13 protein-coding genes are annotated in these 14,878 nt (G+C 74.8%); 3 read left to right on the plus strand and 10 right to left on the minus strand.

Translation table 11 applies throughout. From position 1 onward, the window contains the following. Positions 1-141 precede the first annotated feature (141 nt). Positions 142-2,145: a SpoIIE family protein phosphatase gene (locus AB0C78_RS18345; RefSeq protein WP_360749016.1), complete on the plus strand. Its 2,004-nt coding sequence runs from the start codon at positions 142-144 to the stop codon at positions 2,143-2,145. An 18-nt stretch (positions 2,146-2,163) separates the two neighbouring features. Here AB0C78_RS18345 and AB0C78_RS18350 read toward each other — a convergent pair whose 3' ends face one another. From AB0C78_RS18350 to AB0C78_RS18370, 5 genes are all read right to left on the minus strand, one after another. Then, a complete protein-coding gene (locus tag AB0C78_RS18350; protein WP_360749019.1) occupies positions 2,164-3,339 on the minus strand; it encodes a hypothetical protein in 1,176 nt (391 codons plus the stop codon). A gap of 96 nt (positions 3,340-3,435) precedes the next feature. Next, on the minus strand, positions 3,436-3,822 hold the full coding sequence (locus tag AB0C78_RS18355; RefSeq protein WP_360749023.1) for a DUF2267 domain-containing protein: 387 nt from the start codon (positions 3,820-3,822) through the stop codon (positions 3,436-3,438). 89 nt (positions 3,823-3,911) lie between these two features. Continuing rightward, positions 3,912-5,546: an ABC-F family ATP-binding cassette domain-containing protein gene (locus AB0C78_RS18360; protein ID WP_360749026.1), complete on the minus strand. Its 1,635-nt coding sequence runs from the start codon at positions 5,544-5,546 to the stop codon at positions 3,912-3,914. Between the two features lie 201 nt (positions 5,547-5,747). Next, entirely contained in the window at positions 5,748-6,716 is a 969-nt protein-coding gene (locus AB0C78_RS18365; RefSeq protein ID WP_360749029.1) for a hypothetical protein, read from the minus strand. Between the two features lie 70 nt (positions 6,717-6,786). Further along, entirely contained in the window at positions 6,787-8,061 is a 1,275-nt protein-coding gene (locus tag AB0C78_RS18370) for a cytochrome P450 (protein ID WP_360749032.1), read from the minus strand. A 197-nt stretch (positions 8,062-8,258) separates the two neighbouring features. Between AB0C78_RS18370 and AB0C78_RS18375 the strand changes: the two genes are divergently transcribed. Beyond that, positions 8,259-8,516: a hypothetical protein gene (locus tag AB0C78_RS18375; RefSeq protein ID WP_151547024.1), complete on the plus strand. Its 258-nt coding sequence runs from the start codon at positions 8,259-8,261 to the stop codon at positions 8,514-8,516. 44 nt (positions 8,517-8,560) lie between these two features. Here the strand turns inward: AB0C78_RS18375 and AB0C78_RS18380 are convergent, their stop codons facing one another. After that, positions 8,561-9,706, minus strand: a complete 1,146-nt coding sequence (locus AB0C78_RS18380; protein WP_360749037.1) for an acyl-CoA dehydrogenase family protein — start codon at positions 9,704-9,706, stop codon at positions 8,561-8,563. A 67-nt stretch (positions 9,707-9,773) separates the two neighbouring features. On the opposite strand from AB0C78_RS18380, the gene AB0C78_RS18385 reads away from it, so the two are divergent. Continuing rightward, positions 9,774-10,400, plus strand: a complete 627-nt coding sequence (locus AB0C78_RS18385; protein ID WP_360749040.1) for a TetR family transcriptional regulator — start codon at positions 9,774-9,776, stop codon at positions 10,398-10,400. Positions 10,401-10,416: 16 nt separating this feature from the next. On the opposite strand, the gene AB0C78_RS18390 is transcribed toward AB0C78_RS18385, so the two are convergent. The 4 genes from AB0C78_RS18390 to AB0C78_RS18405 form a co-directional block, all read right to left on the minus strand. Further along, on the minus strand, positions 10,417-11,277 hold the full coding sequence (locus tag AB0C78_RS18390) for a DUF4253 domain-containing protein (RefSeq protein ID WP_151547026.1): 861 nt from the start codon (positions 11,275-11,277) through the stop codon (positions 10,417-10,419). Between the two features lie 124 nt (positions 11,278-11,401). Then, positions 11,402-11,584 (minus strand): hypothetical protein, encoded by a 183-nt coding sequence (locus AB0C78_RS18395; RefSeq protein ID WP_360749044.1) that lies wholly within the window; start codon positions 11,582-11,584, stop codon positions 11,402-11,404. Positions 11,585-11,598: 14 nt separating this feature from the next. Continuing rightward, on the minus strand, positions 11,599-14,040 hold the full coding sequence (locus AB0C78_RS18400) for an FtsX-like permease family protein (RefSeq protein WP_360749048.1): 2,442 nt from the start codon (positions 14,038-14,040) through the stop codon (positions 11,599-11,601). Continuing rightward, positions 14,037-14,759: an ABC transporter ATP-binding protein gene (locus AB0C78_RS18405; RefSeq protein ID WP_360749321.1), complete on the minus strand. Its 723-nt coding sequence runs from the start codon at positions 14,757-14,759 to the stop codon at positions 14,037-14,039. Before AB0C78_RS18405 ends, AB0C78_RS18400 begins: the two co-directional genes overlap by 4 nt. Positions 14,760-14,878 lie beyond the last annotated feature (119 nt).

Genomic DNA, 14,878 nt, shown 5'->3' on the forward strand with positions numbered 1-14,878 from the left:
CGTCCTGACGCGGGCCGCCCGCCGCCCGCCCGCGGAGCCCATTCGCGGATAACGGGCGGCGGCCCGCCGGAACGCAATTCCGGACCGGCCTCCCGCGCCGTATCGGCCGCATCCGGCGGCGCCATGTCCCATAATCGAGCGATGGAGTCGTCCACCCGAATTCTCATTCTCGGCACGGATTCCTCGGGGAGAATACTCCAGTCCGAGCGGAACGCCGCCGCCGTTCTGTCCGCGAATCCGGACGGGCTCCTGGGCGCCTGCCTCGACGAGGTGATCCCCGGCGCGCGCGAGCCGCTGCTGGAGGCGGTGAAGCACGGGCGGGAGCGCACCGCGATGCTCGCCGTCGAGACCTCCGGCGGCGCCACCCTCGACGCGGTCGTCACCGTGCACCCGATGAGCGGCGGCGAGCCCGGCGGCCTCGCCGCGCTGGCGGTGATCCGCGTCCCGGTGCCGCTCGCCGACCGGTTCGTCGACCCCGCCGTCATCCGCCGGGCGCTGCTCGACGACGGGTTACCGCGCATCGGCTCCACCCTCGACCTGGAACTGCTGGCGCGGGGGCTGATGGACGTCCTCGTGCCGCATTTCTGCAATTCCGGCGCGCTGATGCTGCTGGAGAGCCATCTGGACGCCGACGAGGCGCCCGCGGGCCCGGACGGGCCGCCGCTGCGCCGGATGGCGATCGGGTTCGACGACGGCGACCCCGCCTGGGACGCGGCGTTCCCGACCGGCGAGTCCGTCGTCTACCCGGCCGGCACCCCGTACGCGCGGTGCCTGGAGACCGGCGAGCCGGAGCTGACCGCGCTCGGCGGCGAGGGCGCGGCGCGGCTCGCCGAGGTCTGGCACCGCCCGCCGGTCGCCGACCTGCTCAAGGGCTCGTCGATGCTGCTGCTGCCGATCATGTCGCAGGCGGGGGTGCTCGGGTTCTTCGTCGGCGTCCGCAACGTCGCGCACCGCCCGTTCGACCGCTACGACATCGAGATCGGGATGGAGTTCGCCGCCCGCGCGTCCAACTACGTGGAGAGCGCGCGGCAGTACTCGCTGGAGCGGGCGACCGCGCTGACCCTGCAGCGCAGCCTGCTGCCGACCGGGCTGTCGGCGCCGTCCCCGATCGAGGTGCACCACCGGTACCTGCCCGGCAGCCGGCTCATCGAGGTCGGCGGCGACTGGTACGAGTCGATCGCGCTGCCGGGGGCGCGCGTCGCGCTCGTCGTCGGCGACGTCGCCGGGCACGGGGTGAAGGCGGCCGTCACGATGGGCCGGCTGCGCACCTCGATCCACACCCTCGCCGAGCTGGAGCTGCCGCCCGCCGAGGCGCTGGAGCGGCTCGACTCGCTGATGCGGACCCTCGGCGACCGCGAACCGCACTTCGCGACCTGCGCCTACGTCGTGTACGACGCGGTCAGCGGCCGCTGCGAGGTCGCGAGCGCCGGGCACCTGCCGCCGCTGCTGGCGCCGCCCGGCGCCGCGTCCCACTTCCTGGCGGTGCCGCCCGCGCCGCCGCTCGGCGTCGGCGGCGACGGCCCGATCGTCAGCCGCGAGTTCACCGTCGAGGACGGCACGCTGCTGTTCCTGTACACCGACGGGCTGGTGGAGAACCGGGCCCGCGACATCGACGACGGCCTGGCCCGGCTGCAGCGGACGTTCGGGCCCGGCGCGGCGTCCCGGCCGCTCGGGGAGCTGTGCCAGGACGCGCTCGACGGCGTCTACGACGACCAGCACCGCGACGACATCGCGATGCTGGTGGCGCGGCTCAGCCGGATCCCGGAGGACCACCACGCCACCTGGGAGCTGCCCGCCGAGCCGGCCGCGGTGCGGCGGGCCCGGGGCCTGGTCCGCGACCGGCTCGCCCGCTGGGGCCTGGACGAGTTGGCCGACTCCACCGTGCTGATGGCCTCCGAGCTCGTCACCAACGCGATCAGCCACGCGGGCGGCCGCGTCGGGCTGCGCCTCGTCCGCGAGGGCGGGCTGGTGTGCGAGGTGTTCGACTCCTCCGACGGCCGTCCCCGCGTCCGCCCCCAGGACGACGAGGAGGACATGCCGGAGTCCGGGCGCGGGCTGCACGTCGTCGGGCGCCTCGCGCAGCGCTGGGGCGTCCGCCGCACCACCGACGGCAAATCCGTCTGGTGCGAGCAGGAACTGCCCTGAGCGACGGTTTTCCGTGCGTTAGCGGAGTACCGAGATGTGCACGTGGTCGTAGTGGTTCTGCGTGATGCCGCCGCGGTCCGCCATCGGGCGCCATCCGCCGCCGCGCACGTTCCAGATGTGCTGTTTCCAGATCACGTAGGAGATGCCGAGCCGCCGCGCGTTCGCGACCGCGTACGCCGCGACCTCGTCGCCGTGCCGCTGCGCCTGCGCGCTCGGCATCCGGCCGGCGGTGTTCTCCATGAAGTCGCAGGCGCGGCCGTCGCCGTGGTCCTGCGGGTCGCCGGTGGAGCGGTAGCAGCCGATCGTCGGGAACGGCCCGAACATCCCGTTGATCTCCAGCAGGACCGTGCGCATCGTCGGCGTCATCAGGTTGCCGGTGATCGGGGTGCGGGACGGCAGCGCACCGTCCGGGCGTCCGGTCATCCGCGGCGCGCTCTTCGGCGCCGCCGCCCTGCCGGGTGACGACGGGGCGTTCAGCGCGGCGATCCGCGTCCCGCGCGGCAGGATCCGCTTCAGCCGACTGCTCAGCTTGCGGATGTCGGTCTTGGGTGCGCTGAGCAGCAGGGCGTTGCCGTCCGGCATGCCGAGCGCCTGGGCCTGCGCGTGCGAGACGACGGCGTCGACGCTGCCGATGCCCAGCGACGCGTACGCGCCGACCCGGACCTGCCCGGGGTGGGCGCTGCTGCCCGCCTGCACGACCGTGCCGAGCGGGAACGCGCCGTCCTGCCCGAGCGCGAACGACAGGGCGAGCCCGCCGGACGCCACCGTCCGCCAGAGCTGGTCGGACTCGGCGGTCGCTTCGGGTGCGAACGCCCGGAACGTCGACGGGTCCACGCCGAGCAACCCGACGCGGTGCCCGCCGACCTGCGCGCGGGCGGCGTCCACGACGGTGATCCCCGCGACGCCCTTGAGCCGGCGGGCGCGCGCGACGGCCTGCTGTGGCAGCGGCGCGGTCCCGGCGACCAGCAGGTGCGGGGTGTAGCGGCGGGTCAGCGGCGCGACGGCCTCGACCGGCGGCGCGCCCGCCTTGGTGACCGACACCAGGTCGCGGGGCCGCCGTTCGCGGCCGCCGCCGTCCGCCCGGCCCGACGCGAGCACCCACGCGTCCGTGCCGAGGGTCAGCACCACCGCCGCCGCGACGATCCCAGGCAGCGTCCTGCCGCGCCCGCGCGGCGTTCCGCCATGCCCGCGCATCGAGCCGCCCCCGTCCCCTCGTTCCCTCCGCGGCATCGTAGAGGACCGGGGACGGGCGGATCCGCGCCCGGTCCGGGCGCGGACGGTGCCGGGTGCTCAGTGCTGGACGGGTTGGGTGCCGAGCAGGTCGTCGTAGTCGTCCGGGAGCTGCGCCATGATGTGCTCGAACAGGCCCGGTTCGACCGACGCCTTGACGGCGGCCACGACCGCGCGGGCGTGCTGGCGCGCCTGCGGCGGCCGGGTCCCCTCGGTGTCGGCGACCCGCTCGTAGAACTCCTCGAGCCCGAAGCGGTGCCCGGCGCCCTCGTCCGGCAGCGCCTCGGCGAGCGCGGGCGGCAGCTGCGCGGCCAGGTCGCGGCTCTGCCCGCCGGCGAGCCGCTCGCCCAGGACGGTGAGCGTGGCGTCGATGGCGCGCTCGGCGTGGTCGGCGGTGTCGATGCGCCCGGTCTCGCGGACGGCCGACACCATTTCGTGCTCCTTCATGATCCCCCCGAAGGTCGGCTCAGACGGTCACGGCCATGCGGACCCCGATACCCGCCGGTCAGAGAAGGCATTCATCCCGTTCGGGGCGATCAGGCGGGCGGTGCGGCCTCCTGCAGCCGGCCGTCCGCGAGCCGCAGCCAGCGCTCCACCCCGATGTCGGCCAGGAACCGCTCGTCGTGGCTGACCACCACGAACGCGCCCTGGTAGGCGTTGAGCGCGCCGACGAGCCAGGACGCGCTCGCCAGGTCGAGGTTGTTCGTCGGCTCGTCCAGGAGCAGCAGCTGGGGCGCCGGCTCGGCGCACAGCACACATGCGAGCGTGGCGCGCAGCCGCTCACCGCCGGACAGCGCCCCGGCCGGCAGGTGCGCGCGGGCGCCGCGGAACAGGAACCGGGCGAGCAGGTTCATCCGCTCGGCCTCCGGCACGCCCGGCGCGAACGCGGCGAGGTTCTCCGCCACCGTACGGTCGAGGTCGAGCAGGTCGAGGCGCTGCGACAGGTACGCGACGCGGCCGTCGGCCCGCCGCGCCGTCCCGCCGCCCTCGGGGGACAGGTCGCCGCCGATCAGCCGGAGCAGGGTCGACTTGCCGGTGCCGTTCGCACCGATCAGCGCGACGCGCTCGGGGCCCCGGATCTCCAGGCTCGCACCCGGCTCGGCGAAGACGTCCCGGTCGCCGTAGCGGACCCGCATGCGCTCGCCGAGGAACACCGTCCGCCCGGCGGGCACGGCGGTGGCGGGCAGCTCCAGGCTGATCGACTGGTCGTCGCGCAGGGCGCGCTCGGCCTCCTGGAGGCGGGCGCGAGCGTCGCCGAGCCGCGCGGCGTGCGCCCCGTCCGCCCGTCCGGCCGACTCCTGCGCCCGCCGCTTGCGCGCACCGGCGAGGATCTTGGGCAGGCCCGCGTCCTTGAGGTTGCGCGCCGCGGTGCTCTGCCGCCGCGCCGCCCGCTCCCGGGCCTGCTGCATCTCCCGCTTCTCCCGCTTCACCTCCTGCTCGGCGCTGCGGACGTCCTTCTCGACGGCCTCCTGCTCGATCCGGAGGGCTTCCTCGTAGGCGGTGAAGTTCCCGCCGTAGAAGCGCATCTCGCCGCGCTCCAGCTCGGCGATGCGGTCCATCCGGTCGAGCAGCGCGCGGTCGTGGCTCACCACGAGCAGGCACCCGCTCCAGTCCTCCAGGACGCCGTACAGCCGGTGCCGCGCGTCGATGTCGAGGTTGTTGGTCGGCTCGTCGAGCAGCAGCACGTCCGGCCGCTTCAGCAGCTGCGCGGCCAGGCCGAGCGAGACGACCTGGCCGCCGCTGAGCGTGCCGAGGCGCCGGTCCAGCGCGACGTCGCCGAGGCCCAGCCGGTCGAGCTGGGCGGGGGTGCGCTCCTCGATGTCCCAGTCGTCGCCGATCACCGCGAAGTGCTCCTCGGCGGCGTCGCCGGACTCGATCGCGTCGAGCGCGCGGACGACCGGGGCGATGCCCAGGACGTCCGCCACGGTCAGGTCGCCGTCGAGCGGCAGCGTCTGGGGCAGGTGGCCGAGCACGCCGTCGACGGCGACGGTGCCGGCGGCGGGCCGCAGCTCGCCCGCGATCAGTTTCAGCAGCGTGCTCTTGCCGGCGCCGTTCGGCGCGACCAGGCCGGTGCGGCCGGCGCCGACGGCGAACGACAGGTCCTGGAACACCGGGACGTCGCCGGGCCAGGAGAAGGAAAGGCCGGAGCAGATGATGCGTGCATCGGACACGTGAGGGACCTCGTGGGATGAAGCGGGCGTGGCTGGGCCGCCCGGCAGGGGGCAGGGATGCGGTCGACGACGGGACGGCCACGGCGGCGGCGCTCGTCCGCGCGCACCGGTGGCCGATCACTTCCGGGATCACCCGGAGATGTCGTCGTCACCTGCCACTGCTGATCTCCCTCTACGGATCACTCGTCCGGTCCAACACTATCAGCGCGCGGCGCCCACCTGTCCCAGCAGCGCCGCGGCGGCGTCCTCGGCGAGGGCCCCGGGCAGGTCGGAGCCCATCCGGTCGGCGGCCGCCTCCCGCAGCCGGACGCCCGCCGCCGCGCTCGCCGTGGCGGTGGCGGCGGCGAGCAGCACCGGCGGCCCGCTGCGGATGCCGTCGCGGCGCGCCATGGCCCGGGCCGCGACCGCCGCGAGCGCCACCCGGGGCGCGAGGCCCTGGGGCGAGGTCCGCGGCGGGGCGGCCGGGAGCTTGTCGAGCCCCATCTCGGCCACCGTGAACAGGCCGTTCAGCGCCTTGACGGCGGGATGGGAGAGCCGGCCGGACAGGCCCGGGTAGTAGCGGCGCGAGCGCAGCGCCAGCGCGCTGAGCCCGGCGGAGCTGCGGCAGCCCGTGGCCGCGCCGAGCGCCGCGGCGCGCACCAGCGCCCGGCGGGACGGGCGGTCGGGCGCCGGCTGCCGGAGGGCCTTGCGCTCCTCGTCGGCGCGGAACATCGCGGCGAGCGCGGAGTGCGTCGTGATGCCGTAGACGAGGTGCGGGATCGCGTCGGACGCCCAGTCGGTCCGGGTCCAGGTGCGCGGGTCGGAGATCCCCAGCCGGGCGATCGGCAGGTCGGCGGCCGCCATCGCCGCCGCGCCCAGCAGCGGCCCGCCGATGACGGCGGGCAGCCGGATCCCGGCGGCGCGCAGCGCCCCGGCGAGCGCGCCCACGGCCATCCCGGTGAAGGTGCCGCCGAGCGCGCCGAGGCCGTCCAGCCGGTTCGCCCGCTCCAGCTCGCCGCCCGGCAGGCGCACGCCGGCGAGGCCGGCCAGCAAACCGGCGACGGCGGCCGGAGTTCCGCTCGCGGGGCGGCCCCGTATCGCCATGTCCGCTTCGGTCGTCGCGTTGAGCGCGGTCGTCCCCGCGGCGCCGGCCGCCATGCCGCGCAGGACGCCCTTCAGTAGTGAGGTCACGCCCGGGCACTACCCGTGCTTTCCGCGATTACCCGCGCGGCCCCGGCCGCCCCCGGCCGCCCCCGCCCGGTCAGCCGAGGTGCACGGGCAGCGAGTTGACGCCGTAGACGATCGACAGCTTGCGGTAGCTCAGCTTGTCGGGCTCCACCGCGAGCCGCAGGTCGGGGAACCGGCGGACGAGCGCGGGGTAGGCCGCGCGCAGCTCCATCTTGGCCAGCTCCGCGCCGATGCAGCGGTGCGCGCCCCACCCGAACGCCAGGTGCGGCGGGGTCTTGCGGCCGGCGTCGAAGCCGTCCATGCCGGGGCCGAGCGCCGGGTCGCGGTTGGCCGCCGACAGCGAGATCAGCACCACGTCGCCCTCGGCGATGTGCACACCGGCGACCTCGGTGTCCTTGCGGGCGAACCGTGGGAACGCCAGCTGCACCACGGTCAGGTACCGCAGCAGCTCGTCCACGAACGGGCCGATCGCCTCGTCGTCGTCGTGCACCCGCTGGAACTGCTCCCGGTCGCGCAGCAGCACGATCGAGCCGAGCGCGAGCATGCTCGCGGTCGTCTCCAGGCCGCCGGTGAGCACGCCGTCGGAGAGCCCGGCGATCTCCAGGTCGTCGAGCTCGTCGCCGTGCTCGCGGATCAGCATGCCGATCAGGCCGGGGCCCGGCTCGACCCGCTGCCGGCGGACGACCTCGAGGAGGTAGTCCATCGACTCGGAGATCGCGCCGACCGACGCGCTCGCGCCGCCGAACAGGTCGAACCGGGCGCTGCTCAGCCGCTGGAAGTCGCTGCGGTCGCGGTGCGAGACGCCGAGCAGCTCGCAGATCGTGAGCAGCGGGACGGGCAGCGCGAACGACTCCATCAGGTCGACGGGCCCGGACCGGTCCGCCATCGCGTCGAGCCGCTCCTCGACGATCGTGTGGATCAGCGGGGTGAGGCGGCTCAGCCGGCGCATGGTGAACTCCGGCGTCAGCAGCTTGCGCCGCCGGGTGTGCACGGGCGGGTCGGAGAACCCGAGCCCGCCGGGCGTGAACCCGGCCGGGACGTCCACCTTGCCGACGAGGTTGGACAGGTCGTTGCTGAACGAGTCCGCGTCCGCGAGGACGGCCTTGGCCTCGTCGTAGCCGGTCACCAGCCAGACGCCGAAGCCGAACGGGAGCGGCAGCTTGCTGACGCTCCGCGCCTCCCGCATCTCGGTGAGGTCGCTCACCGGGTCCAGGCCGTCGCGGCGCAGCGGCGCCAGCGTGGAGTTCGGCAGGAACCGGATCGACTCGAGATTGAATCCGGCACGCTGCTTCCTGGCGATGTATCCCCGTACAAGCCACTTGGCCGCGCGTGCCCCGACATTCGCCATGATCGCAGGTTATTGATCAGAAGCGCTCGTCGCACCTCCGTGCAGGATCTAAAACATCACATCTTCGAGACGGACGCCACCGGATCTCGCTGTGCGTCCGGTTCGTGCCGCTCTGCGACCAGTGGGATGTTACGGGCGAATGGCTCCGGGGCGGGCGGGTAGGACGGTGACCGGAAGCCGGAGACAGGGGGGAAGCCATGGCCGGCAAGAAGATGGAAGGGAACGTCCAGCAACGCCGGAAGGCCGCCCGCGAGGCGAGGGAGCAGGGGAAGGCCCCGAGCGCCCGGAACGTCACCACCGGCGCGTCCAAGCAGCCGCACTCGGCCCCGAAGCACCAGCCGCACCATCACGCCGAGCGGCTGGGCAACATCCACCGCGGCAAGCAGCAGGACACCTCGCCCGAGCCCAAGCCGGGCTACGGCGAACCGGCGTCGAAGCGGCGCCGCGAGGACTGAGGCCGCACCCGCGCCGGCCCGCCCGTACGCGCGCCGGTGCGGGGTCAGAGGCCGGCGTCGCGGCCGATGATCTCCTTCATGATCTCGTTGGAGCCGGCCCAGATGCGGGTGACGCGGGCGTCCATCCAGGCGCGGGCCACGCGGTACTCGCGCATGTAGCCGTAGCCGCCGAACAGCTGCACGCAGGCGTCGATGACCTGGTTCTGCACGTCCGAGCTCCACCACTTGGCCTTGGACGCGTCGACCGCGGACAGCTCGCCCGCCACGTGCGCGGCCAGGCACTGGTCGACGAACGCCTGCGCGACGTCCAGCTTGGTGATCAGCTCGGCGACCAGGAACTTGTTGTGCTGGAAGTTGCCGATGGGCTGCCCGAACGCCTTGCGCTCCTTGACGTAGGCGATCGTCTCGTCCAGGACGCCGCGGGCGTGCGCGACGTTGGCGACGGCGCAGGACAGCCGCTCCTGCGAGAGCCGCTCCATCATGTGGATGAAGCCGCGGTTCAGCTCCCCGATGACGTGCGAGTCCGGCACCCGGACGTTCTCGAAGAACAGCTCGGAGGTGTCGGCCTCCGGCTGGCCGACCTTGTCGAGCTTCGTGCCGCGGCTGAAGCCGGGCGTGCCGGCCTCGACGCCGAACAGGGTGATGCCCTTGGCGCCGCGCTCGGGGTCGGTCTTGGCCGCGACGATGACGAGGTCGGCGTGGCCGCCGTTGGTGATGAACGTCTTCGACCCGTTGATCACCCACTGGCCGCCGTCGCGGACCGCCGTGGTCTTCAGCGCCGCGAGGTCGGACCCGCCGGACGGCTCGGTCATCCCGATCGCGGTGATCAGCTCGCCGGTGCAGAACCCCGGCAGCCACTTCTTCTTCGCCTCGTCGGTCGCCAGCTCCAGCAGGTACGGGGCGCAGATGTCGATGTGGATCGACACGATCGAGTTGTAGGCGACCGCGACGCGCGCGAGCTCCTCGCCGATGACGGCGTTGAAGCGGAAGTCCCCGGCGTCCTGGCCGCCGTACTCCTCGGGCACCTGCATGCCGAGGAGGCCCTGCCGGCCCGCCTCCAGCCACACCTCGCGCCTGAGCATCCGCTCATTGCGGATGTCCTCGTCCAGCGGGAGGAGGGTCCGCTCGACGAACTCCCTCACGGACTCCCTGAACAGCTCGTGGTCGGCTTCGAAGACGGTGCGCCGCATGCGGTTCCTCCTGGAATGGTGCGAAGTGCGGGCCCAGTGTACTGAGCGATCGCTTAGGCTTCTGCGCATGGCTCCCCGCAGCGGCTCCGATGACGGCGGCGACGCCATGTGGGCCGGAGTCGCGCCGGACGCGTCCCGCCGCCTGCTGCTCGCGGCCGTCGACTCCTTCGCCGAGCTCGGCTACCACGGCACCTCGACGCGGCACATCGCGGCCGGCGCGGGGATGAGCGCCGGCGCCCTCTACGTGCACTACCGGACGAAGGCGGACCTGCTGTTCCAGATCGCGCTGACCGTCCACGAGTCGGTGCTCGCGGAACTGGAGGCCTCGGTCGAGGGCGTCGACGGGCCCGCCGAGCGCGTCCGGGCGCTGATGTACGCGTTCGCGCGCTGGCACGCCCGCCACCACCGCGCCGCCCGCGTCATCCAGAACGAGCTGGGCGCGCTGGACGCGGCGCACGCGCGGCGCATCGCCGCGATCCGCCGCCGCGTCCGCGCCCTGGTCCGCGAGGAGGTGCGGGCGGGCGCCGCGGCGGGCGCGTTCGACGTCGCCGACATCGAGGGCACCGCGCGCGCGATGTCGTCGCTCGCGATCGACGTGTGCCGCTGGTACCGCCCCGAAGGGCCCCGTTCCCCGGAGGAGATCGGCGCGCTGACCGCGCACCTGTCGCTGCGGATGCTCGGCGCGCGCGGCTAGTGCCGCCGGTGCGCCGCTAGTCCCACCAGAACGACCAGTGCGTCTTGCCCCGGATCTCCTCGGCGTAGCCGGCGAGGGTGCCGGGCCCCTGGAAGAGGATGTCGGGGCAGAACGCCCAGTGCTCCGCCGCGACGTGCACCGCGTGGCGGGTGGTCACCGGCGGTGCGGCGACGCTCAGCTCCAGCGTGTTGAACCCGAGCCCGACAACGCGCGCGCCGAACCGGTCCTCCCAGCCGCGCAGCACGGCCGCGAGCGGCGCGGTCCACTCGTTGTGGTTCAGCGCTCCCTGCCAGCCGACCGCCGCGATCGCGTCGGCGCCGCGCTCGACCGCGACCAGGCCGAGGGACGGCCCGCGCGCGCCGAGGGCGCGGGCGTACCGGTCGGCGACGGCGTCCGGGTCGTCCAGCAGGGCGCCGGCGGGGGCGGGGCCGGGGCAGTGCCGCCCGAACGGGGCCAGGTCGTCGTGGTCGTCGTCGGCGGCCTGCTCCGCCCAGTCGGCCCACACCTCGTACAGGAACGCGTCGGGGGAGTAGTTGCCGATCTCCTCGACCGGCTCCGGCGCGATCTGGCCGGACGCCCACGGCTGGTCGGTCTCGTCGAGGAGCAGCGGCCACAGGCCGGACCGGGCGTGCTCGGCGCGCAGCCGGCCCCACAGCTCGCCGTGCACGGGCTCGTCGCTCAGCCAGAAGGCGGGCCGCATCAGCAGCTGCCGCTGCGGGTAGCCGGGGTCCGGCCACACCACGTCGCCTTCGGGCAGCGACACCGACAGGGTCCGCCCGGCGGCGCCGTCCGCCTCCGGGCCGGCGCCGTCCGCGCCGTCGGCGAACAGCTGCGGGAGGTTGCCCGGCAGGTGCCGCCGGATCTCGACATCATCCATTTCACGCCGTTCCGGTACAGAGCATGCCAACGGGATCTTGGCACTCCGAGATGGTAACGGCGGTGCGGGCCGCCCGGGGGAGGAGCGGGAGTGTTCGGTCCGCCCGGGCGGCCCGCACAGGGTGTCAGCGTCGCCCGCGGCGGCCGCGCAGGAGGTAGTCCACGACGACCGCGACGACGCCGAGGCCGGTGACGACGCTGACGGGGATCTCCAGCCAGGTGCCCTTGAGCGTGAGGCCGGCGACCACGTTCGCGGCCAGGAGCAGGCCGAACAGGGTCCAGCGGGCGGAGTTGCCGGTGCCGTTCATCAGACGTGCGCCTTTCAGTGGATCTTCGGGGAGGTGCGCCGGCGGAGCATCGCCGCGGCCGGCACGAGGACGGCGGCGGCGCCGGAGCCCGCCACGGTCGCGAGGATCGCGGCGCAGGTCACCGGGGACACCGCGGGCAGCGGCAGCCCGGTGACCGCCGTTGCGAACGCGGGGACGACCACCGCGACGATGAGGGACCCGGCTGCGGCGCCGGTGCCGAGCACGATGAGCGCCTCCAGCCGCAGCATCCGCATGACCTGCCGGCGGGTCGCGCCGACGAGCCTGAGCAGGGCGAACTCGCGGTGCCGCGCGGCCGTCGCGAGCGCCAGCGTCGTGACGAGGCCGATGAGGATGAACCCGGCGATCGCGCCGACCACGACATAGTTGATGAAGCCCTGCAGGCGCGTCTCGGCCGAGAGTTCGGCGCCGAACGCGTCGCGGTCGACGGCCCGTGCGCCGAGGTACGCGGCGGTGACGGACCGGAGGTCGGCGTGCCCGCGCACGAGGACGTGGTCGTCGAGCGGGGTCGACGAGTGCGCGACGGCGAGGTCATGGGGGAGCAGGACGTCGCCGAAACCGAGGCCCCGGTCGTACACCGCGACGACCCGGGCGTCGATCCGCGTGCCGTCGCCCAGCCACAGCGGCGTGGTGGAGCCGACGTGCAGCCCTCCGGCGACGTCCCGGCTGAGCGCGACCGTGGCACCGCGCAGGGCGCCGAGGCCGCCGGCGGTGACCTTCGGGTCCATCGTGGCGGCGGCGTCCGCGCCGACGCCCTGCGCGGTCAGCGACCGCAGGTTCTTCTCGCCCAGTTCCTTCACGGCCATGACGACCGTGGTGCGCTTGACGGGCGTCGCGGCGGTCACGCCGGGGACGCGCCGCGCCGCGTCCGCCGCGCCCTGCGGCAGGCCCGGGCCGTCGGCGACGATGACCTGGTCGGCGCGGTTCCCGTCGGCGAACTGCACGGCGGTCGCGTGGACGACCGTGGACTGCGCGAACAGCTGCACGCCCGCGAACGCGACGGCCAGCGCGACCGGCGTCATGATCGAGCCGGCGCGCAGCGCGGCGGCGCTCGCCGCGTGGCGGGCCAGCCGCCCCGCGACCGGGGACAGCGTGGCGGCGGCGCGCCCGAGGACCCGCTCGCCGGCCCGCGCCAGCAGCGGACCCAGCAGCGCGACCGCGACGATCAGCGCCATGACCAGCCCGCCGAGCGAGGCGCTCGCGGTCGGCCCGGTCGTGACCGCCGCGACCCCGAGCGCGTTCGCGCCGGCGACGAGGAGGACGGCGCCCGCGATGACCCGCCAGCGGGGGAGCCGCGCCGGCTCGGCGGCCGACTCGCCGAGGGCCTGCACCGGCCGGATCCGGGAGATCCGCAGCGAGGCGAGCAGCGCGGACACGGTCGCGGCGAGGACGGTGACGGCGATCGCCGCCAGCGCCGGCAACGGGGTGAGCGAGAGCCCGAAGCCGTCCGGGAGCACGCCCTTGCGGATCATCGCGGCGTGCATCGCCGCCCCCGCGCCGAGCGACAGCACGCCGCCGGCCAGCGCGGCCGGCACCGCCGCCCGCGCGGTCTCGCGCACGAGCCGCCCCCGCACCTGCCAGGGCGTCGCGCCGACCGCGCGCAGCAGCGCGAACTCCCGTCCGCGCTCCCGCACCGACAGCACGATCAGCCCGCCGACGACGACCAGCGCCGTCATGACGGCGACGCCGCCGAACGACGCGGCGATCTCCACGATGTCGGGGCGCGCGGAGGCGACGGCGCGGTCCTCGGCGTCGCCGCGCGCCGCGCCGGTCGCGACCGTCAGGCCGGGGGCGGCCTTGCGCAGCGCGTCCGCGTCCGGTTTCCCGCGGGTGAGCACCGCGAGGGCGTCGGCCTGCCCGGGATGCCCGTTCAGTGCCGTCGCGGTCGCGGTGGTGAAGAACGCCGCCGCAGGCCCGGACGACACCAGCCCGGAGACCCGGAACGGGCGGGGCGTCCCGCCGGCCTGCAACCGGACGGTCGAGCCCGCCCGGACGCCGGCCGACCGGCTCAGCACCACCTCGTCCGGCCCCTGCGGCGCCCGGCCCTCGCTCAGCTTGTAGGGCCGCAGCGCGGCAGTGTCCCAGCCGTGGCCCGTCACCGCGCGCCCGGTGGGCGTCAGGACGGGGAACGACACATCCGCGATTACCGCCCGGACACCCGGCACCGACCGCAGCGTCCCGGCCGCCGCCACGGGGACCCGCGCGCGCTCGGCGACGGGCCTGCTCTGCTTCTCCGGGTCGGAACCGACGCGCTTCATCTGCCGCGTCACGCTCGTCGGCCCCGTCACGACCGCGTCCGCCGCGGCGTACCGGTCCACCGGCGCGTGCGCCAGCAGCGCCGACTCCAGCAGCACCCCGCACGCCCCGACCAGGACCGCGGCGAACAGCAGCGCCGCGAAGACGCCCGCGAACGCGCCCTTCCCCTCCAGCCTCTTCACAGCGACTCCCACCGGTTCATCACGGCCGCGACCGACGGCGCGGACAGCTCGTCGACGATCCGTCCGCCGCTGAGGAACAGCACCGAGTCGGCGGTGGCCGCGGCCAGCGGATCGTGCGTGACCAGCACGACCGTCTGCCCGGTCACGTCCGCCGCCTCGCGCAGCAGCCGCAGGACGCCGCGCGCCGACCGCGGGTCGAGCGCGCCGGTCGGCTCGTCGGCGAACACCACCTCCGGACGGGTGATCAGCGCGCGGGCGACGGCGGCGCGCTGCTGCTGCCCGCCCGACAGCTCCGCCGGGCGGTGCCGCAGCCGGTCCGTGAGACCGACCCGGCGCACCACCTCGTCCAGCCACGCGGGGTCGGGTTCGACGCCGCCGAGCCGCAGCGGCAGCGTGATGTTCTGCTCGACGTCCATCGACGGGATCAGGTTGAACGCCTGGAACACGAACCCGATCCGCTCGCGGCGCAGCCGGGTCAGCTTCGCCTCGCCGAGCCGGCCGAGGTCGGTCCCGGCGATCCGGACCGTCCCGGCGGTCGGCCGGTCCAGCCCGGACGCGCAGTGCAGGAACGTGCTCTTGCCCGAGCCCGACGGCCCCATCACCGCCGTGAACCCGCCGCGCGGGAACGTCCAGGTGACGTCGTCCAGCGCCCGCACCGCGCCGTAGGTCCTGGTGACCGACTCCAGGCGCACCGCCACCGCGGTCGCCTCGGCCGTCATCGTCGTCATGCTCGCCCTCCGTGGGAAACCCGCTCTCACCAGGACGAACCTAGGTTCCGGGGCGGGGCGGCCACATCGGGGCGCACTCCCCGATCGATGGTGTAGCCCGCTACACCATC

The sequence above is a fragment of the Actinomadura sp. NPDC048394 genome (genome assembly GCF_040651755.1).
Taxonomy (GTDB): Bacteria; Actinomycetota; Actinomycetes; order Streptosporangiales; family Streptosporangiaceae; genus Spirillospora; species Spirillospora montaniterrae.